Source organism: Bacillus sp. FSL W8-0640, assembly GCF_038007725.1.
Taxonomy (GTDB): Bacteria; Bacillota; Bacilli; order Bacillales; family Bacillaceae_G; genus Bacillus_A; species Bacillus_A cereus.
The window spans coordinates 295,888-314,787 of record NZ_JBBOXT010000002.1 but is presented as its reverse complement, the minus strand read 5'-3'; the positions used below and the strand labels follow the sequence as shown (position 1 = coordinate 314,787).

Sequence of the window (18,900 nt, the reverse complement as noted above, 5' to 3'; positions counted from 1 at the left end):
CTAAGTAAAGAGTTCTATTGAACTCTAATTGATTAGGCTAACCCCGCAGTCCTTGCGGTTAGAAGCCTTATCGCTTCATTCTTTAGATTGATACTTGCGTTAATATCCCTATCATGGTGTGTACGGCAAGAAGGGCAATCCCATTTACGTAGGTTCAGATTTTTAACGTCTTTGTTTTGATATCCACAACAAGAACATAATTGGCTAGAAGCAAATGTTTTCGATACGACAATGACTTGTTTGCCATACCATTTTGCTTTATATTCCAACATGGTTCGAAACTGTGACCAAGATACTTCACTAATTGCTTTTGCTAACTTATGATTCTTTAACATATTCGATACTTGCAAATCCTCTATACCGATAACATCGTGGCTTTTGATGATTTCAGTTGAGATTTTGTCTAAGTAATCTTTTCTAGCATTTGATATGTATTCATGAATTCTAGCTACTTTTACTCGTTGTTTATTCCAGCGAGAAGATCCTTTCATTCTTCTAGAAAGAACACGCTGTGCTTTCGCCAACTTATCTTCTAATGATCGGAAAAACTTCAGATTTTCATAGGGTGTTCCATCTGACAAAATGGCGAAATCTTTTAGTCCTACATCTATCCCAATGTAAGAATGTGTTTTCGGAAGTTCTTGCACTTCTGTTTCAACTAACAATGACACAAAGTATCTACCAGAAGGGTTGCGTCTAACCGTAGCATTTAAAATACGTCCTTGTACTTCACGACTTTTGGCAAATCGAACAAGACCTAGTTTTGGCAATTTTATTTTGTTTCCTACGACAGCAATGTTTTCATTTGTTTGTTTTGTGGTGTAAGATTGTACGTTGTTTTTCTTAGATTTGAAACGCGGGGCACTAGTTTGTTTTTTGAAAAAGCGTGTATAAGCATCCGCAAGGTTGCGAACAGACGACTGAATCGCAATACTATCCACTTCTTTGAGCCAAACAAATTCTTTTTTTATGGCAGGGAGTTTGGCAGAGCATGTACCATATGTCAAACCTTTCCCCGTCTCTTTGTATGCGTTATCCCATAGAGATAGGAAATGATTGAATACAAAACGAGAACAGCCAATTGTTTTATTAATTAGGGTTGCTTGTGTTTTATTTGGATAGATACGAAATTTATATGCTTTATTAATCATCATTCATTTCACCTCCATTTCGGCATGTGTCTATTATACAACAAACATACATTCGATAGATAGTGAAGTAACACTTTATGTATATCGAACAATTAAGATGGCTTCCTGCCATCTCTTGTCCGAAGCCAATTCATCTCCCACCTACTCACTTCGCATTCCTTGAGGAAGGAGTCTTCTTGGCTAAAATGATAATAAATATCAAAGTCTGCTCTCGGTATAGACTTCTTGCCCTTTGGTTGATGAGACATCTTTACATAAGATTGAATAACTGATAGTGGCACTGCGAATACTGACTTATCCTTACTAAACTCAATAAGAAAAAAACATATCGCTCCCATCTTCTCCGCTTTCTCCAGGTAATCCAATTGATGCTGCGCAATGTTCTTTAAATCAAAACGTGTATCTTTCTCTGTAGACTTCGCTTCAAATGCTACAGCTCTCCCCTTATATACACCGTCATAGTCTACTGTGCTCTTTGCTTCATAGAATCCATTTAGTACACGGCCGCCTTTGCTCTTTAACACCTTCACAGGAGTCGGACGTTTGTTAATAAGCGCCACTCCCCCTCTTTGATACATTTCATTCGCTAAATTGATAAGCATTTCAAATGCCCTTCCACGGTTACCTTGTCCCAATGTTATTCTTCACTTTCTCTTAAAAGAATTATTTTTTTGAATTTTCTACTACCAATCATCAAAAATATCTTATAATCGTTATATACAAACTTATTTCAAGGAGTAGATAGAATGCCAGTTACACTCGAACTTATTCTTTTCATTCTTATAGCAATTAGTGCTGTTGGCTATTTGATAAAAGAATCTCAAAAAACTAAGAAAAGAACCCTTGGAATTTCACTAGAACTTTTAGTTCTTTTCTGGTCAATATGGAGAATATCAACTATCATAATTCAAATTTCAGAATATAATCTCTCGTGAATAAAATTCAATATTCCGTCAATACTGTATATGACATCAGATTTTCTCCTTATTCCCCCTTGGAGAAGCGAGCAGTTAGCTTTTGCTAGCTGCTCTTTATTTGTAAGAAGCACTCAATTAACTGGACTCACATATAATATTCTGACTTCCTTTCTTTATAAAATAGTCGTTATAAAATGAGGTTCGTTACGAGAGCACTTTACTAAGTGCTCTTTTTGGGTTTTAAAATAAAACAAAATGAAATTTTTATTAAGAAAACTTATTTATACCTTTCAGTTGATCGTTTTCTAATTCAAGTTCACTTATTCTTCTTTGCAGCTTTTTAATTGTGTTTATAGCCATCAAAGATATATCTTTAACTTCTTTTTCGGTTTCTTCATATTCTTCCGTGGTCATTAATTCGGTGTTTAAATTTCCTCTTAAATGTAAATGCCATAGTTCTGAAAAAGTTTTATCAACTCTCAATTAATCACCCCCGTTTTCTATTAAAATGAAGTTTTTATATAAAGTTTTCTCAACATCTATAACCTGGAAACACATTACCTTTTATGGTAACATATTGGTAATCCCATAAAATTCTATTGTTCCATTAAAAAGGACCCCTACCCCTTTTCCGGGTCCTTTTTCAACGTTTTCTACTAACATAGCGTTTTTTATTTAAATTGATGCCCTGCTTATTTGGACGCATTTACCAGTATTTTTACCAAAAAAATTCATGATATGGTTAATTAGTCGAGTACGTCATTACTTGACACATACCCTTAGAAGCCCCGCCGATAATCGGGGTTTCTTTTATTTAGATAACGATTTTATCTAAATCCATTCACTAATCTCATACTTTGACATACAATAATAGTGCCTTTTTGTATAATGTGAGTTCGTCACTTTCGTTATAATTAGGTATAAGGAGCGCTCTTTTTATTTGTTGTTAAATAAGGATTTTGTTTAAGTTTCTTTAACCTTATTAATTCCTTTGCGTACAGTATTATCACAAGAAATTCAATAAGTGCTCCGGTCTAGTTACCTTGAATTTCTTGCAAACCTTGTGGGAAGAATCCGTTTATTACAAACGGATTCTTTTATTTATCCATCATAAAATAACTATTTTGTTCACTTTTTTGATACATTTACGAAACATTCATATGTTATCTTCAGTAAGTTCTTTTCTTTTCATAAAATTGTGTGAGTTATACCGACACAAGAAGCCCTAGATCCCTAAATCTAGGGCTCCTTCGTTTAAATAACTATGTTGTTTGATTCATTTTATTAATAACTATATATTTAGACTTTGAAATATATTTGTGATTCCCACTTGTTTTCACATATGACTTTTTTCTTCGGTTATGGGATTCTTACGTAATAGTAAGGACCATTTTTTTATTCCAATAAGGATTTTGTGAAAAATTAACATATACATAAATTCCTTTAATAATTTCAATTTCTAATCAATCCATGTCTGTGTTATCAAATATTTCAATCACATGTAAAAGTTACGTAAAGATTGCTATGAGTCAATCCTTCCACCCCAGAAACGTTATATAATGAAATAGCAAACATTAAGTTTGTACCTTTCTGTACGACATAACTCTTTGCTAGGGGGAATCCTAGCTTTTTTTATTTAGTGCCCCTAGCCAGTAAATCCGAAGCCCATATTTCTTTCTGATTTCAATAATCCCAACGTTTCTACTGACCCTATGACGCCTACGAGTGCCTTGTTCAATCAAATGAATTTCTACCCTTTAAATACGTCATAACGCTATGTCTCCTAATCCAAATTCATTATTTCTTCTAAGGTTCTATCAGAAATATACGTGGTGATAATCTGTATCTTTCCGTATTTCTTTTTAGCCATTTCTATAGCTTCGCTCTCGGACTTCGCCTCAAACCAACGAAGCTTCCACTTCTCGTCTTTGTCGTAAAACTCTACTGAGTATGTCATAACGCTATTAAGCTTCAAGAATTTGTTCACGGTACTTGTTGCGGTATAATCAAAACTTCCGACTACATCCTCAAGTGTTAGTTGCTTCATGCCCCTAACCCCATTGGACGTGATTTGATTTTATTCTTATCTGCCTGATCCATAATTAATGCAGCGATTTCTTCATGTACTTTCCCTGCTGCAACGCCATTGTGTAATTCTCCTTTTCCAAATCCGATCCAATTCGTGGCATCCCATTTTCCCTCCAGCTGTAATTGATGAATTTCTCTTAACTCCGCAATAACGGCATGACGTCCTCTATCCACTTCGGAAGGACGACTTTAGATTGAATATTATCTAACATAGGTCTTTCACTCCTTATTTACTGAGAGAAAATTCATGGTATAATAGAGGTAGCTAATTTTAGGGAATGTTTTCTCTACAGCGCTCGTTGCCATCGAGCGTTTTTTATTTTTCAATAGCTAACTTTCTGAAAGTTTGTTAAAATTTAGTTACCGATATGTGTAACAACTGGCCTGTGCTTCTGTACGGGCTTTTTTGATGTTTTCACACTTCGAAATATCCAGGAACCTCTCAATAAGGTGAAGAATCCCTATTAAATCGCTGAACATTCAGACCAGTAAAAGTTTGTCTATGTTCATAAAACTGTAAAATCTTTATATAAAAATTTAATGAAGTATGTGTTAAACTTATTACATTCCAAGAAGTCCTTTACTTTTAGAATCGACAATTCTTCAATACCCTTAGTCTTGCCCTGCATCCCCTTGCAGGGCTTTTATCATTTAACTAGAGTGTGATATACCTCTTGTATGTTTCCTCAACCTTATCTGCGCTGTTATGTACACCCTTTGATCTTAAATCCTTTATAATCCACAAGATTTTCTTACGTTTATATTCATCACACTGCTGTTTATTTGTCATTCCGTGACCATCCTATCTTTTTGTCCCAGACATCTATTCGGTGTACCAGGTATACAAATACACATATTGCTGCTGATACAATTAACAGTGATAATGTGCTTTCTTTCATAATTTAAACCGCCTCCCTATCCATTTCTGAAATGATTCCGCGTTTCGTTAGAAGCTCGTTACACATGCTTCCAAGTCTCATTTCTTACACCCTTCCCTATAGTTGAATGTGATGTTCCGAATGTTCTAGCCATTGCTCTAGCTCCATACTTAGAGTGGCCTGGTTTGTATTGTTTTCTTATCCATTCAATTTGTTCTTCAGTAAAAACAGCTGTATATCAATGCTTTCTCACACTTACGGATAAGGATATGCAATAGTGCATTGTTCTGTATGAAGTACCCTGATGCCTATTTTATCGTATTGACCAGTGAAAGTTACGGCTCTCTTTTTTATTTCCTCTTTTTAAACTAGAACCTTTTTATACAACCTTCATAATATATATGGGACAACCTTAAACTCTTTTTTGAGAGGAATGATTAGATATGGCAGATTATTTCTGTAAAGATGGAAAGAAATATTACAAGAAAAAAGAAAAATCATGTAACTCTTCAAACTCCAATAACTGTTTCATAGAGACATTTACAATTTTCGGCTCTGAAACTACCCCTACAAGTCTTGAAATTCCACCCGGTTCTACAATTACCCTATTTGAAAATTTTACAACTAATCACAATAAAACTCTAATTCGCTTTAGTTTTAGCCCTGTATTTGCTGCGTTTGTTACATTGACTATTAGAACATTTAATTCCACAACTCCACAAACAATTACATTAACACCAGGAGATAGAAAAACTTTCTTATTTGAGGATGTTCAAAGTATTACTTTCTCAAATGCTACTACAGCTAACGCTGAACTTAGTCCATTATTTATCCAACAAACAACATGTATTTGTTGTGGTGAATCAAATTCATATTACTATGAGGGTAGTGACTATGGTTATTAGTAGTTATTATAGAGGGCTTCGGCTCTCTTTTTTTATTCACGATTTCTAGTACAATTAAAATAATTAAGAAACGTATAGGGTGCCCCGTCCAATCTCAACCGCTGAAGAAAAAGAACTGATCGAGAACATGTTCTTATGTTCCTTATTATCTGAAGAAGAAATACTAATTACATATTATGAAGATGGTTATTTACTCTCTAGCTATATGACTGTTGTTGGCATTGATCAGCAAAATAGTGCTGTTATATGTACCGATGCTTTTTATAACAAGATAAAACTGTAATTTTCTAATATAATAGGTGTAAAATAGAACAAATTAACGTTATCAAGTTAGGTTCATTTAAGGGAGTGTAAAAATACAAGGGAATCAATTAAAGAAGAACACAGCAGGAGTAGTTATTCATAATGACATTAAAAAATACCCCTTTCTAAATATACCTATGATCATTAATGAGGAAAACGGAATGGTTTATGAGGTATTAAACGTTGTTTTTTGCACTAATGATGCAGTAGCGATGATAACAACGGATGATTTTGCTACAACCAGGGTAAATGCACCGATTATAACAGTAAAAAACAATGATGGTAGTATTCAAGTATACCGCTTACCTTTAGAACTAGAACATTGGGTACTTTCTTGTATGCGTGCTGCTCCAGTGAAAAAAAACGTTTCCATGTAAGGTTGCTTTCGAAATCATTGAGACTAAATTTTATGTAGAATTTATGTAAAAAAGAATTGGTTACTTTTTTCCACCACTTATACTCTATAAATATAGCGCCATGCCTTTCAAAATCATTTAACCATGTTTCTTCTATTATATAAAACATCAATCTTCAGTTATATTTTGAGGGAATAGTACATCCATTTCTTCAACTGTTAAAATCCACTCCCCCTTTGTTTCCCTTCAGGTTTATAGTATTTTATTTTCCCCTCTTCAATCTATCCACTATTCCCTCCTTTTTAACTCTCCTTAATTCCATCCGCAGCGCATCTTGTGCTATTCTCCAACGATCGTCATAATTTCATCTAGCATAAATAACATCCTAACCACCCTCTCACTTCACCCAAAAGTTCCCCAAAACTGGAAGCATAAAATTGCCGTTCCAACAAACTTATGAGTAAAAGAATAGACACCATGTTACTTATCAGTAACAAACAAGAATTCAAGATTACAAATTCCAGAATGAACCAATTGACCATAATATTCCAATTGTAAGTAAAATATTGAAATATTTTACAATTCATTATAATATATGTATGAATTTACGGATTTGCTAACTTCCCTAAAATGAATGATAATTTATTAATAGAGAACTAGAAAAGAGGTGCAGAAATTGAAACGATTTACAAAGAAACAAAAAGTAATAATTATCATTTTTATAGTTTTTGTTCTATTAATTTTCTTAGGATTAATAACAATCAAAACTACTTTATTTGAGGGGAGCATTTACGTAAATTAACAAAGCATAGGGGGAATTATGTTGAAAAAACTAGTAAAACCAATCGTCTATCTTTTAGCCTTCATACTAACGTTCACAGGTCTTTTTGTGAATCAGTCTTTCGCCGCAACAGAAACAACAACTAACACCATCGAACAACAACAAATCGAATTTGAAAACCACATCAAGCATTTAGCTACAACTGATCCAGAAGCAAAAAAATCATATGAACAGTATACTCAATTAAGTGATGAAGATAAGAAAAACTTTGTGAAAGCGCTTAATAGTGAAGAATTTGTAAAAGCACTTCAAGCTACTACAACTTTAAATCCAGGTGAATCAAGATCTTTCAGTAATGGTTCTATCATAGCAAGTGTTGTCGAAGAAGTTAAACCTCAAAATGAGGCACCATTTAACACTCTTGCAAGTTATGCAGTTAAAGAAAGAAATGTAACACACAAAGTAGTTGTATATGGAATTTTCGCTAGTATCTATTGGGTGAAAGTTAGATTCCAGCATCCATTAGGCTCAAGAGATGTAACGAAAACATTAAGTGCTGATAATGGACACACTAATATTAATCCATCAATTATTGTAACTGACCAAGGGGCAAACCATTGGGCATCTGCTGGATGGGCTTTTGCAACTGGTAAATTTAAAATTGCAGCTACAGGTTCTTTAGGGTTCTGGTCATTCACACATGTTTTAAATTTAAAAGCTGATCCAGAATATACAACTGGTTGGCTTAACTAATATTTTCGCAATAAGCAAAAAAGAGTCTGTAATTAGACTCTTTTTTTGCAGAATTCTTATAAATGTTGATTTGAAATAAAGTTTAATAAAAGAATCTCTTCAAACATCTCAAAAGAACATATTAATTATTTCAATTACTAATTTTACAAACTTCCCCCATTTGATCAAAGTCTCCAGTTTGGAAGTCTTTTTTTGTTTTTTTACATTTTTAGTATTTTTCTTGTTCTTCTGCTTTTTAAGTTTTTTATTCACCTTTAGAACCCCTTCTATAACATAGTAAAGATTAATAATCTTTCACTACGAAATAAAGGGTATCTAACTAATTTTCATTTCTCTCTAACATTCATTATCACCCTTACGTGTCACTATCAACATTACCTACTATTTACACCCCAAGATCTATTAAGGTGAAAAACAATCCGTAAAAAAGGTGTACTTGTAATAATTTGTTATTTATTTTACATATACCAATTTTATACATTCCCGAAAGGTACACCTTTTGATACACACCCCTACCCCACATTAAAACCACATCTCCCGATAGATTTGATAAAAACCATTATTCAACATTAGTAAAAAATAGAGGATATTTCTCTAATATCCATCGGTAAATTCTTATCATTTTCCCATTGAGAGTTATAGCTCTCTCCTTTTTTATTTTCATTCGACATAATATGACAATAAATAAATGTTTATTTTGATAAGATTGTCCAGAAATATTACATTTTATATATCTTGGAGGAATTAAATTATGAGCAAAAAATTATTAATGGCTTTAGCATGCAGCGTGTTACTTATGGGATTGGCTGCTTGTGGTTCAAATGATAAAGCAAGTACATCAGAAGAACCAAAACAAGAAACTAAAAAAGAAGATGAACAAAAGAAGTTAGATGAGCAAAAACAGGAAGAGGAACAAAAGAAAATAGAAGAACAGAAAAAAGCCGAAGAACCAAAACAAGCTGAAGAGCAAAAACAAACTGAAGAGCAAAAGAAGTTAGAAGAACAGAAAAAGGCTGAAGAACAAAAGCGATTAGATGAACAACGCAAACAAGAAGAGGCTCAAAGACAACAGGAAGAACAAAAGAAACAACAAGAAGCAGCTCGAGCAAAAGAACAGGAACAACAAAAAGCTGCAGCTAACACAGCACCTCAGCAACAAGCTGCACCTAAACAAGAGAAAGTTCACTTTGCAAACTGTACAGACGCAAATAATGCTGGTTACTATGATATAACTCCAGATAGCCCAGCTTATGCTTCGCATTTAGATCGTGATGGCGATGGTGTAGCTTGTGAACGAAATAAAGGACATAAAAAATCTAGTAAAAAACATTAGATTTATGGAAAAGCACTCTTATGAGTGCTTTTTTATTTTACATTCGACAAAATATGACAATATAGTTGTAACTGTTTCTGTTATGATGTTTTAGAAATCTTACATTTTATATTTTTAGGACGGAGTGAAAAAGATGAAATCTAAAGGTATAGCGTATTTATTACATATTTTCCTTGGATTCTTAGGTGCAGGAAGATTTTATGTTGGGGATATTGGCATGGGTATCTTGAATCTTCTGACTTGCGGAGGATTAGGGATTCTATGGTTTATTGATTTATTCTTATTAAGCGGACGTGTGGATTACAAGAATGCATTATTCGCGGCCCGTACAGCTGGAACAAACAACGTAAATAACGTTAACACTGTTCAAGTTAATATTGATCCTAATATGTTGAAGGCAATGCAAACTGAACCTGCTGCTGCGACAGCAGGAAACAAAACAGATGGTGTTGATCTATCTAAGAATTAATCACGAAAGCACTCTTTTGAGTGCTTTTATTTTTTCTCAATGAACAAAACAACTTAACGTGGTAAGATAATATTTGGATTGGCGTCCAATACATATTATTAAAATTAAAGTGGTTCAAGTCGGAGGAAGGCACCTTAGAGTGTCTTTTCTTTATGAATAAGAGGTACAGCAGAAATAATAGATCATAGTTCAGAAATATAGACTGAAACTTCCGAACTATATTATTATTTCCTTTCGACATAATATGACAATTAATAGATATATAATCTGGTATTATTAATGAGGCAATCTTACATTTTACATAATTGGAGGAACAAACGTGGGAAAAATATTTAAGTTTGGATGCCTGGGCATTATAGCTTTATTTGTAATCGGAATAATTGCTATGGTTGCTGGCGGCGGAGATTCAACAGAAAAAACTTCAACAGACACTAAAGCTGTATCAAAAGAAGGTGTATCTTCTGATGTAAAAATCTCTGTAGGATCTATGGAAACAGTAGATTCTGTGGGTAATGAATACTCAAAAGAACAAGCACAAGGTGTCTTTAAGATTTTAGAAGTTACACTTACTAATAATCAAAAAGACGCTATCACTGTTGATACTAACAGCTTTAAATTGGTAGATAACAAAGGTCGTGAATTTACATCTTCAGTACAAGGTCAAACATCTTTTGACTTAGCTAACGGTGGAAAAACTGACTTCTTCTTAAAACAATTAAATCCTGGTCTAACACAGACAGGGAAAATTGTATTTGATATACCAAAAGATGCTGAAGGAATTTTCTTAAAAGCTAGTGGCGGTATGACAGGTAAAGAAATTAATTTAAAAGTAGAATAGGAAAAAGGTACTCGAAAGAGTGCCTTTTTTTCTTAACAACTGACATTACTTAATGTAGTAAAATAATGTTTGGACGGGAGTCCAATACATATTATTAAAATTAAAGTGGTTCAAGTCGGAGAAAGGCGTTTTAGGGTGTCTTTTTCATGTAAAAATGGATTCCTAAAACGCCTTAAATTAGTAAACTTCAATATTACTCTTTTTTATTGGTTTATTTTAACTTAATATATTAATATTAGATTAAAAATTTAATATAATTATTTGCTAATTATATTAATTAGATAGAGAGGATACAATATTATGGGTTATAAATTTCGTAGAATTATCCAGTTTTCCCCGGGTGTGAAAATTAACTTTACATACACAGGTATGGGAGGGAACTCTATTTCACCTGAATCAAGAACAACAACTTATGTACCTGGAACTGGAATCTCGTATACACCACGAATAGCTGAGTCAAACAATTATTATATACAACGAGGATATCAAGGACCAAACACTTCCTATCCCACTATGGATGAACAAGATTACAATACGGTAAATGCATTTGAGCCAGTAAAAGAAACCCAAACTTATCTTGTTACTGCTTTTCGTAAAAAGGATAATCAAGTAAACTCCGTAGGTAGAAAACTAATGAAACCACTTTCCATAATTACAGGCGTTTTTGCGGGCCTATTCTTAATTATGATGCTTATTATACCTGCTCTAATCATGGCATTCTTTTCTTTCCTATGCTATAAAAATATAAAAACACCATTTGCAGTTGTATGTCCAGAATGTGATGCTGAGAATCTATTCATTTTTGAAGAAGAGAAGATCGCTTGTCGTAAATGTGAGAGTACTCTTATAATCCAAAAATAAATGGTTCTCAAATTAACGTCTCTTTATTAGTCAAAACAATATAAACAGATAAAAAGATGGATAAGTGAATATCATTATTAACTTTGAAGCGTTTAATCCAACTATAAACGACTTAGCTATCAAACTTGCTATGGTACTGTTTATACCGTTATTCTTAGCATTGATTGTCAAAGTGATACTTATGAAATTTATGAAAGAATCAATTGCTGGCAGATTAGCAAGTCTATCTTTGTTATTCTTTATGTACTATGTATTTAAATTTATTACAGCGTAAAAGGCACCTTTGGGTGTCTTTTTTCTACATTAAAAATGCCTACCTATTTCCCTAGGTAGGCATTTTGTGACTTTGTATTTGCAAACGATGATATTATGACAAAACTCCTTAATCCCCAAACTCTCTGATCGTTCTTCTGCAATACGCTTAAAATGGTTCTATGTATACTAGTCTAAAGTACGAGCAGCTGCATAGAACGATCCAGAACCACCATTTCTGTGAGTAACTTTAAGCTTATATTTACCTTTTGAAAGAGTATTGTACGTATTTGTAAAACCTTTTCCTGCTGCTAACGATCCAGAACCAATAACATTACCTTTTGAATCTTTTAAAGACCAGTCAAGTGTACCTTTAGTATTGTTTGTCATATGAACTCTCATATCTGCTTTTTTTACATGCTCGAACGATACTTCTCTTTCACCATTTATCAGACTGAAATCATCTTTAAGTATTTGGGTACGTTGGATAATTGGTGCTGAATTTTTAGTATTATCTACACCTTCTGTACTTGCTGATGCTGCTCCAATCCCTCCAGTTAATACGATACCAGTTGCTAATGTTCCTACTACTAATTTCTTAAACATAATAAATCCCCCTTAAATATTTTTTATAACTTGCACCTTAAATGTATCACTTTTGTATATTTTGTAAATATTTTCAATTTGTAGAAATATTCATTTAATTATTAACAATATTGGGATTTTATTTTATCAAATGGAAAATAGAGGGGTTTGTGATGATATGTAATAATGCATGTTCATTCGGCGAAAGAATATGATAAACTCTAACCACCTGTTCTATTTTTTCAGTTATCTTGGAAACCTTACTTCTTATTTACCCAAATGGGAGGCGCTTTATGGCGTCTTTTTTTATTTTCAAGAAGATCTGCTCAATTGATTCTTAAATACATAAGGTAATGTGAACTCATTAAATTACATGGAATGAACCCTAGTTTTATCCTCTAATCTAAAGGAGGCACTATTGTTATAGGATATGGTGGTAGTTACGGTGAAAGCTGGAGGATTTGCTTTATTAGGGATAGTACCAACATTTCGCGAATTTTATACGCTAAGCAAAATTTCATAAAGAAAAAGCCGAGTTCCTATACGCTAAGAACTCGACTTTTTAGATTGATATATTCTGACTAAAAAACTCCCTCAAATAACTAAGGGAGTTTTTTAGTAAATTATAGTTTAGTAATATATTGTACTCATTGAGTAAACAATTTTGCATCCGCCCAGTCAGCATGATCATTGTCAATATTATCATTAGCATTATACGAAACTAACTCAAGTGTATTTTTCCCTGCAATATTTACTTCTACATGTTCAGCTGGATCTTGAGATTTTTTAACCGAACTTATATACAGAATTTTACCATCAGCGATTATCACAAAATTCACAGAACCATGACCAGCTGCTACTTGATCATCTATTCCTACATCTGCTGTAAATTTAGAATACTGTCCATTCAAATTGTACTTAATTGTACTATTTGCATGTGAGCCAATTCCTTTGTCATATTGCACACCATTAATAGATAACTTCGTTTTATAAAATGATTGGTTTTTATTATACGAAGAATAATTAGGATTTATTTTCTCTATATCTCCTACAACAGAAATCGGAGTCAACGTATCACTTAAATATACAGGTGTAGATGTAGCAGCTAAAGTGGTTGTATTTCCACTTACAAAAAATGTACAAATAGTAATCATTAAAACTGCAACTAAACTTAATACTTTAAACCGAAAACATTTTGGATTAATAACATACTTTGTATTCATATCAAATCCCCTTTCGATTTTTGTAAATTACCTCTCTAATCTTTACATATCAACCAAATTTTCAAACTATTTATATAATTATAAATAGTTATACAGAATTGTAAGAAAATTGAAAGTGTATTCCTATGTTTTTAAGTGAAAGTTGATACAGAGATTTTCGTATATCCTCAAAAAGGGACACCTATGTCCGTAGGTGTCCCTTTTTGAGGATACAAATGATTAAATTTAACTCTGTAACCCTAATACCTTAATAATCTCAATTGTTTTATTATCTTTTATTTTAAAATAAAGCCTTTTCCCTATACGTTCACTAATTACAATATTTCCAAAGGCTAATTTACGCAAATGTTGTACAATCAAATCCTCTGTAATTCTTGTTTGCTTACTTAAATCAGAAACTGACAACGATCCATATGTAATCAATTTACAAACAATTGATAATCGCGTAGAATTCCCTAATAACCCTAAAACTTTTATATTTTCTGTATAGAAACTAAAATCCATATGAAAAGCATGTAACAGATCTTCCAACCTCCTAAAATAAGATGAATATCAACCAAAATATCTTAACATAAAAATAGTAAAAAACACCCTAAAATATACCAATTATTCATTGAGAAAAATAATACTTGAATGGGAGTCCAATACATATTATTAGAATTAAAGTGATTCAAGTCGGAGGAAGGCACCTTTGGGGTGCCTTTTTATTTATGGATTTTATTAGAAAATATTTGAAATATAATACAGTAGATTATATTATTATGTGTGTATGATTTTTGGTTTTAAAAATCACAAAAATTAATAGGGGGGAAACAATAATGAAGTTAGGAAAATTAGCATTAATTGGGGCGTTAACTTTTAGCGGTTTTACTGCAATAGAAATGAGTAAGCATACCTCACAAGCAGCTACAGCTTACTCAGATCCACTTAATGATGATTGGGGATTTAAAACCATTGTGGATTTACAAAATTCAGAGGAAAGTACATATCAACCAGATTGGAAGATTGGGAATTTAATAACTGGTGATACATTTTACTTAACACAGCACTTTGGTAGAGAACATTTTGGTGCACAAATGAAAATTTTTAAAATCCACACAAATGGTACCCTAGAACGATTCCAAACATTAGAACCAGAATTTATTCCTGGAACAGAAATTTGGCAAACCCCTATCACAGATAGCTATACAAGCGGTACTTATGTCGCTGCAATTAAATATCGTGGTGAATTCACGTATTCAAATCAATTTACAATCAATTAGGGATGTAATAAATTGAAAAAAGGCTCCTTTGTGTATCTTTTCTTTTGTACATTATATCTATTACGTGCTCATTGATTTTTTATGTACGTTTGATATAATTACTGTAGTAGTATTACAGTAGTAGCTTGTGTATATAATAAAAGAAGAGATGCGCTAACATCTCTTCTAATAACTGCTACCGTCAGGGTGGTGGTTATATCATTTATTTTTTACGAAACCCACCCTTTTGCTTTGGACGGCGACGAGGAGTGGGTTTTTTGTTATCTTTTTCTAAAATTTGTTTCCTAAAAACATACGCAGAAACTTCACGTACAATGGCTTTCACAAATTCTTTTAGAAGCTCAAACAAAAACTCCATAGGTATATCACCTCCTTTCCTTCCAAATGGAAAGAAGGGATAACCAATCACCCTCACAATATACAGTTAATCCTATTCTATCATACTAGTACAATCTCACCAATATAAAAAAGACCACCATTACTGGCAGTCTTTTTTGGGTAGTTTTAGAGATTAAATTATAACATATTAATATACGAATGATAAATATGTTTTTCCTAAAGATACTATAAGTTTTTTATAATTCTTGATTTCTCAATCTTCATTGCATGATAAATTTTCCTATAAAAATTAACAAGTAACATGAAAATTATCAATCCACTAGATTATTAGAAAAAACTGGTTATCTATATAATCATTTGATAAAATATAGATATAATTTAAGAGGGTAAAGTTAATATAGATCAACTAAGTAATGCTAAGAAAATGTTTTATCGCATAAAAAAAGGCTCCATTGCTGGAGCACTCAAAATAAACAAACGAATTAAAACAAGAAACAGACAATTTAACTATATAGATAAAATATAAATAAATCTATATAATCAAAAATAAATATAAAGACCCTATTTATTGATGCTATAATAGGTTTACTCGATGATTGTTATATTTTTTTATGGTTTTTAAGCAATAAATACCTTCTTAACACCAAGTGTACAAGTAAAAGAAGACATCTTAATCCATGTCTTCTTTTCTTATATAATAACAACACAATAAAATTAAGATGGTTCAAGTCGGAGGAAGTCACCTTAGGGTGTCTTTTCTATGTAAATAAGCTACCCATATGGACAGCTTATTATAGTTTTTTTTGCTTAAAGTTCCTTTTATAGAATGAAATGTATGCTAACTATTTAATCCATCCTTCATAATAAGCAACATACTCCCCGCCATTGTCGTTTACGTACTTAATTCCTTTTAAATACCAGACGATTGTTCCGCCACAAGCTTGCTCAGTTTTAGTGTTACTGAAGTATTCGGATTTTTGTCTCTCTTCTTTTTTGTACTTACCATCAGTAGTTTTGTCATATTTACATGTGAACTGTATTGTTTCATTTGGTTTAGTTGCTATGTCTGCTGATGCAGCACCAATTCCTCCTGTTAATGCAATACCTGTCGCTAAAGCCCCAACTACTAATTTTTTGAACATAATAAATCCCCCTTTAATAGTTTTTTATAACTTGCACCTTAAATGTATCACTTTTGTGATTTTTGTAAATATTTTGAATTTGTAGAAATATTTATTTAAATTTTGTAAATATTTGTAATTTATTTTATCAAATGGAAAATAGAGGTATTTATAGTGATATGTAATAATGCATGTTCATTCAGCAAAAAATCGTGATAAAATCTAAGCACCTGTTCTATTTTTTCCAATTAAAATGGAAACCTTACTTCTTATTTACCCAAATGGGAGGCGCTTTATGGCGTCTTTTTTTTATTTTCAAAAGGCCATGCTCATTTAATCCATAAAAACATAAAGTAATTTGAATCCATTAAAATACATGAGTGACTCCTTATTTTTCTCCTACTCTTTAAAGGAGGAATTATTATGGGCTTTGGTGGTAGCTGCGGTGGCGGCTGTGGCTTTGCAGGAGGATTTGCTTTATTAGTTGTATTATTTATTTTATTAATTATTGTTGGAGCTTCTTGCTTCTGCTAAAAACTATGGGAAAAGACACTCTTATTTGGGTGTCTTTTCTTTTTTCTCAATATAAGAGCTATAGAAATATGCTATGGTTTTAATAGAAATTCCCTTTTGTGCAATGAGATAAAAATACCCAACAAAAACCCCACCTATTTCCGTAGGTGGGCCTTATCTTTATTACACAATACCAAATTATACTCTCATTTTTTCATAAACTTTATGCAATTATACATATTCATAAAAATTACACCAAATAAATATTACATATAGTAACATATAAATTGTGGATACATTCTATAAAGCAGATTCTTTTGAAAGGCGTAACATATCGATAATTATAAAAGGTGTGGCGTCACTCTAATACTGAACTCAAATCTCTTGTACTTTGTGAACTAACAATCTGGTGTATATTGATGTTTTATAGGATGTGTTTACACGTATAACAAAGGGATAATACGGATGGGTTTATACTAAATGAACGTGGTTCAAGTTAGAGGAAGGCACCTTAGGGTGTCTTTTTTTATAGGAGCCCGCCAAATCACCATCAACAAAAAAATAAGCGCCCCCAAAACGAAAAAGATGAGCTATCTTCTCAAAGTAACTACCTATAGAGAAAGAAGATTTCCGTTTAGGGGAGACTTTAAAATCTTAGCTTGATAGCGATGTGGTGCTAATCCAATATTAACTTTATACCAAATGAGTATCAGTCCAAATTACATGTGCTATCACACTCGTATCGTTTCTTGTCACATCAATATGGAATTGATCTTTTGCTTTTATATGGCATTTGTGTTTTGCTGCAGTGCTGAAATGTATTTCGTATTTCCCATCAATGTTTACTATCTCTATATCCTTCCACATGGTGTTCTTTTGAAAGCCAGTACCGAGTGCTTTTACTGATGCTTCCTTGATGCACCACATGATTGAATAGTTGATGTAACTCTCTTTTGCCCACATTACTTCTTGTTCCGTGAATAATTTTTGCAGTATCTTTTTATTTTTCCATCTTTCAATCTCTGTAATATCTATACCAATCCCTTTAATCATTAAGGGCAACTTTCTTACTTGAACTTGCTGGTTTTGAATTAGCAATGTATACCCCAATTAGTACAAATATCATACCAATTACTTCTTTCCAACTCATGACTGATCCATAGAGCACTACAGAAATTAAAGTCGTCACGATTGGTGTAAGATTTAGATACATACTCGCTTTACTTGCACCGATTTGCTCTACACCTTTGTTAAAAATAATATATCCAACAAGCGTACCGCATATAACCATATAAAACATTTCTAACCAGCTTTGTGCAGACATACTTGGTACTTTGTCCCAGCCACCTTCATATAAGGAAGAGATTGCTAGAAAAACAGAACCCATAACAGTCATAATCGTAGTTGCAAATAAAGGCGAAACATCTTTCATAACAGCTTTACCTACTAAACCATAAATAACGCCACATGCTAAAGCAGCTAAAAATAGTAAATCTCCCACATTAAATGCTAAAGAGAGTAACATATCAAGTGACCCTTTTGTAATAACAATAATCACACCGATTAAAGATAGCGATAAACTGATTCCGACCTTACTGTTCCATTTTTCATTTAAAAAGAGAATAGAACCTAGTGTAACGAAGATTGGCATTGTTGCAATGATTAATGAACCATTGATTGCAGATGTATAGTGTACACCTAAAAAGAAAAGAGCATTATACCCGAAAATACCAGTTAACGCGACTAATAATAATCCTTTCCATCTTTTCTTAATAGATCCCATATCCCATTCTGCTTTAATTGTTAAATACACCATAAGGATGACACCCGCGATACCGAAACGAAGTGTAGCCGCCACTAGAGGTGGGATTTCTGTTACGACATGTTCAGCTGTTGAGAATGAACCGCCCCAAAACAAAGGAACTAATAGAAGTAAGAAATAAATTTTGTTTGAATGGTTTTGGTTTTGCAT

General features: G+C 32.6%; 22 protein-coding genes and 3 pseudogenes. 12 read left to right on the top strand and 13 right to left on the bottom strand.

The genetic code is table 11. The features are described 5' to 3' along the window. Positions 1 to 32: 32 nt before the first annotated feature. Complete coding sequence (gene tnpB, locus N2V80_RS28720; protein ID WP_340981036.1) at positions 33 to 1,154, bottom strand: IS200/IS605 family element RNA-guided endonuclease TnpB; 1,122 nt, start codon at positions 1,152 to 1,154, stop codon at positions 33 to 35. Between the two features lie 170 nt (positions 1,155 to 1,324). Next, a pseudogene (locus N2V80_RS28715) lies at positions 1,325 to 1,786 on the bottom strand (Holliday junction resolvase RecU); the annotation flags it as partial. 111 nt (positions 1,787 to 1,897) lie between these two features. Here N2V80_RS28715 and N2V80_RS28710 point away from each other — a divergent pair. Continuing rightward, positions 1,898 to 2,086, top strand: coding sequence for a hypothetical protein (locus tag N2V80_RS28710; protein WP_001145518.1), 189 nt, complete (start codon positions 1,898 to 1,900; stop codon positions 2,084 to 2,086). 249 nt (positions 2,087 to 2,335) lie between these two features. On the opposite strand, the gene N2V80_RS28705 is transcribed toward N2V80_RS28710, so the two are convergent. From N2V80_RS28705 to N2V80_RS28695, 3 genes are all read right to left on the bottom strand, one after another. Beyond that, a complete protein-coding gene (locus N2V80_RS28705) occupies positions 2,336 to 2,551 on the bottom strand; it encodes a hypothetical protein (RefSeq protein WP_061656001.1) in 216 nt (71 codons plus the stop codon). A gap of 1,300 nt (positions 2,552 to 3,851) precedes the next feature. Continuing rightward, on the bottom strand, positions 3,852 to 4,115 hold the full coding sequence (locus tag N2V80_RS28700) for a hypothetical protein (protein ID WP_061656002.1): 264 nt from the start codon (positions 4,113 to 4,115) through the stop codon (positions 3,852 to 3,854). After that, on the bottom strand, positions 4,112 to 4,330 hold the full coding sequence (locus N2V80_RS28695) for a hypothetical protein (protein WP_061656003.1): 219 nt from the start codon (positions 4,328 to 4,330) through the stop codon (positions 4,112 to 4,114). The genes N2V80_RS28700 and N2V80_RS28695 overlap by 4 nt, the downstream gene beginning before the upstream one ends. Before the next feature lie 1,147 nt (positions 4,331 to 5,477). On the opposite strand from N2V80_RS28695, the gene N2V80_RS28690 reads away from it, so the two are divergent. The 3 genes and pseudogenes from N2V80_RS28690 to N2V80_RS28680 all read left to right on the top strand — a co-directional run bounded on the left by N2V80_RS28690 (position 5,478) and on the right by N2V80_RS28680 (position 6,668). Beyond that, a complete protein-coding gene (locus N2V80_RS28690) occupies positions 5,478 to 5,939 on the top strand; it encodes a hypothetical protein (RefSeq protein WP_061656004.1) in 462 nt (153 codons plus the stop codon). 79 nt (positions 5,940 to 6,018) lie between these two features. Next, complete coding sequence (locus tag N2V80_RS28685; protein ID WP_061656005.1) at positions 6,019 to 6,222, top strand: YolD-like family protein; 204 nt, start codon at positions 6,019 to 6,021, stop codon at positions 6,220 to 6,222. 73 nt (positions 6,223 to 6,295) lie between these two features. Next, positions 6,296 to 6,668: pseudogene (locus tag N2V80_RS28680) on the top strand (hypothetical protein). A gap of 98 nt (positions 6,669 to 6,766) precedes the next feature. Here the strand turns inward: N2V80_RS28680 and N2V80_RS28675 are convergent. Then, positions 6,767 to 6,982 (bottom strand): annotated as a pseudogene (locus tag N2V80_RS28675) (MarR family transcriptional regulator). 436 nt (positions 6,983 to 7,418) lie between these two features. Here N2V80_RS28675 and N2V80_RS28670 point away from each other — a divergent pair. The 6 genes from N2V80_RS28670 (at position 7,419) to N2V80_RS28645 (ending at position 11,907) form a co-directional block, all read left to right on the top strand. Then, complete coding sequence (locus N2V80_RS28670; RefSeq protein WP_253859401.1) at positions 7,419 to 8,132, top strand: hypothetical protein; 714 nt, start codon at positions 7,419 to 7,421, stop codon at positions 8,130 to 8,132. Between the two features lie 751 nt (positions 8,133 to 8,883). Beyond that, positions 8,884 to 9,465 (top strand): excalibur calcium-binding domain-containing protein, encoded by a 582-nt coding sequence (locus tag N2V80_RS28665; RefSeq protein WP_061656006.1) that lies wholly within the window; start codon positions 8,884 to 8,886, stop codon positions 9,463 to 9,465. Positions 9,466 to 9,598: 133 nt separating this feature from the next. Then, positions 9,599 to 9,934, top strand: a complete 336-nt coding sequence (locus N2V80_RS28660) for a TM2 domain-containing protein (protein ID WP_061656007.1) — start codon at positions 9,599 to 9,601, stop codon at positions 9,932 to 9,934. A gap of 319 nt (positions 9,935 to 10,253) precedes the next feature. Further along, positions 10,254 to 10,772, top strand: coding sequence for a DUF4352 domain-containing protein (locus N2V80_RS28655; protein ID WP_061656008.1), 519 nt, complete (start codon positions 10,254 to 10,256; stop codon positions 10,770 to 10,772). Between the two features lie 300 nt (positions 10,773 to 11,072). Beyond that, entirely contained in the window at positions 11,073 to 11,633 is a 561-nt protein-coding gene (locus N2V80_RS28650; protein WP_061656009.1) for a DUF4236 domain-containing protein, read from the top strand. A gap of 64 nt (positions 11,634 to 11,697) precedes the next feature. After that, positions 11,698 to 11,907: a hypothetical protein gene (locus tag N2V80_RS28645; RefSeq protein ID WP_001021325.1), complete on the top strand. Its 210-nt coding sequence runs from the start codon at positions 11,698 to 11,700 to the stop codon at positions 11,905 to 11,907. A 167-nt stretch (positions 11,908 to 12,074) separates the two neighbouring features. On the opposite strand, the gene N2V80_RS28640 is transcribed toward N2V80_RS28645, so the two are convergent. From N2V80_RS28640 to N2V80_RS28630, 3 genes are all read right to left on the bottom strand, one after another. Further along, complete coding sequence (locus N2V80_RS28640) at positions 12,075 to 12,491, bottom strand: hypothetical protein (RefSeq protein WP_000473849.1); 417 nt, start codon at positions 12,489 to 12,491, stop codon at positions 12,075 to 12,077. Between the two features lie 626 nt (positions 12,492 to 13,117). Continuing rightward, on the bottom strand, positions 13,118 to 13,693 hold the full coding sequence (locus N2V80_RS28635; protein WP_061654761.1) for an NPCBM/NEW2 domain-containing protein: 576 nt from the start codon (positions 13,691 to 13,693) through the stop codon (positions 13,118 to 13,120). Positions 13,694 to 13,918: 225 nt separating this feature from the next. Next, positions 13,919 to 14,197, bottom strand: coding sequence for an ArsR/SmtB family transcription factor (locus tag N2V80_RS28630; RefSeq protein WP_000347619.1), 279 nt, complete (start codon positions 14,195 to 14,197; stop codon positions 13,919 to 13,921). A gap of 314 nt (positions 14,198 to 14,511) precedes the next feature. Between N2V80_RS28630 and N2V80_RS28625 the strand changes: the two genes are divergently transcribed. Further along, the gene (locus N2V80_RS28625; RefSeq protein WP_061654762.1) at positions 14,512 to 14,955 is read left to right on the top strand and encodes a DUF5065 family protein; all 444 of its coding nucleotides are present in this window, start codon (positions 14,512 to 14,514) and stop codon (positions 14,953 to 14,955) included. 202 nt (positions 14,956 to 15,157) lie between these two features. Here the strand turns inward: N2V80_RS28625 and N2V80_RS28620 are convergent, their stop codons facing one another. Together N2V80_RS28620 and N2V80_RS28615 are read right to left on the bottom strand one after the other, a co-directional pair. Beyond that, positions 15,158 to 15,313, bottom strand: a complete 156-nt coding sequence (locus tag N2V80_RS28620; RefSeq protein WP_000394762.1) for a hypothetical protein — start codon at positions 15,311 to 15,313, stop codon at positions 15,158 to 15,160. Between the two features lie 823 nt (positions 15,314 to 16,136). Beyond that, positions 16,137 to 16,436, bottom strand: a complete 300-nt coding sequence (locus N2V80_RS28615) for a hypothetical protein (protein ID WP_061654822.1) — start codon at positions 16,434 to 16,436, stop codon at positions 16,137 to 16,139. 402 nt (positions 16,437 to 16,838) lie between these two features. Here N2V80_RS28615 and N2V80_RS28610 point away from each other — a divergent pair, with 402 nt between their 5' ends. Continuing rightward, positions 16,839 to 16,949 (top strand): YjcZ family sporulation protein, encoded by a 111-nt coding sequence (locus N2V80_RS28610; RefSeq protein WP_000505681.1) that lies wholly within the window; start codon positions 16,839 to 16,841, stop codon positions 16,947 to 16,949. 672 nt (positions 16,950 to 17,621) lie between these two features. Here the strand turns inward: N2V80_RS28610 and N2V80_RS28605 are convergent. Together N2V80_RS28605 and N2V80_RS28600 are read right to left on the bottom strand one after the other, a co-directional pair. Further along, positions 17,622 to 17,981, bottom strand: a complete 360-nt coding sequence (locus tag N2V80_RS28605) for a holo-ACP synthase (protein ID WP_061655854.1) — start codon at positions 17,979 to 17,981, stop codon at positions 17,622 to 17,624. Then, positions 17,974 to 18,900: a DMT family transporter gene (locus tag N2V80_RS28600; protein ID WP_061655853.1), complete on the bottom strand. Its 927-nt coding sequence runs from the start codon at positions 18,898 to 18,900 to the stop codon at positions 17,974 to 17,976. Before N2V80_RS28600 ends, N2V80_RS28605 begins: the two co-directional genes overlap by 8 nt.

Excerpts from the sequence above, each read along its gene's own strand:
- tnpB (WP_340981036.1), bottom strand. The coding sequence starts at position 1,154 with ATGATGATTAATAAAGCATATAAATTTCGTATCTATCCAAATAAAACA.
- N2V80_RS28710 (WP_001145518.1), top strand. The coding sequence starts at position 1,898 with ATGCCAGTTACACTCGAACTTATTCTTTTCATTCTTATAGCAATTAGT.
- N2V80_RS28700 (WP_061656002.1), bottom strand. The coding sequence starts at position 4,115 with ATGAAGCAACTAACACTTGAGGATGTAGTCGGAAGTTTTGATTATACC.
- N2V80_RS28690 (WP_061656004.1), top strand. The coding sequence starts at position 5,478 with ATGGCAGATTATTTCTGTAAAGATGGAAAGAAATATTACAAGAAAAAA.
- N2V80_RS28670 (WP_253859401.1), top strand. The coding sequence starts at position 7,419 with ATGTTGAAAAAACTAGTAAAACCAATCGTCTATCTTTTAGCCTTCATA.
- N2V80_RS28665 (WP_061656006.1), top strand. The coding sequence starts at position 8,884 with ATGAGCAAAAAATTATTAATGGCTTTAGCATGCAGCGTGTTACTTATG.
- N2V80_RS28660 (WP_061656007.1), top strand. The coding sequence starts at position 9,599 with ATGAAATCTAAAGGTATAGCGTATTTATTACATATTTTCCTTGGATTC.
- N2V80_RS28650 (WP_061656009.1), top strand. The coding sequence starts at position 11,073 with ATGGGTTATAAATTTCGTAGAATTATCCAGTTTTCCCCGGGTGTGAAA.
- N2V80_RS28640 (WP_000473849.1), bottom strand. The coding sequence starts at position 12,491 with ATGTTTAAGAAATTAGTAGTAGGAACATTAGCAACTGGTATCGTATTA.
- N2V80_RS28635 (WP_061654761.1), bottom strand. The coding sequence starts at position 13,693 with ATGAATACAAAGTATGTTATTAATCCAAAATGTTTTCGGTTTAAAGTA.
- N2V80_RS28630 (WP_000347619.1), bottom strand. The coding sequence starts at position 14,197 with ATGGATTTTAGTTTCTATACAGAAAATATAAAAGTTTTAGGGTTATTA.
- N2V80_RS28625 (WP_061654762.1), top strand. The coding sequence starts at position 14,512 with ATGAAGTTAGGAAAATTAGCATTAATTGGGGCGTTAACTTTTAGCGGT.
- N2V80_RS28620 (WP_000394762.1), bottom strand. The coding sequence starts at position 15,313 with ATGGAGTTTTTGTTTGAGCTTCTAAAAGAATTTGTGAAAGCCATTGTA.
- N2V80_RS28615 (WP_061654822.1), bottom strand. The coding sequence starts at position 16,436 with ATGTTCAAAAAATTAGTAGTTGGGGCTTTAGCGACAGGTATTGCATTA.
- N2V80_RS28610 (WP_000505681.1), top strand. The coding sequence starts at position 16,839 with ATGGGCTTTGGTGGTAGCTGCGGTGGCGGCTGTGGCTTTGCAGGAGGA.
- N2V80_RS28605 (WP_061655854.1), bottom strand. The coding sequence starts at position 17,981 with ATGATTAAAGGGATTGGTATAGATATTACAGAGATTGAAAGATGGAAA.
- N2V80_RS28600 (WP_061655853.1), bottom strand. The coding sequence starts at position 18,900 with ATGCAAAACCAAAACCATTCAAACAAAATTTATTTCTTACTTCTATTA.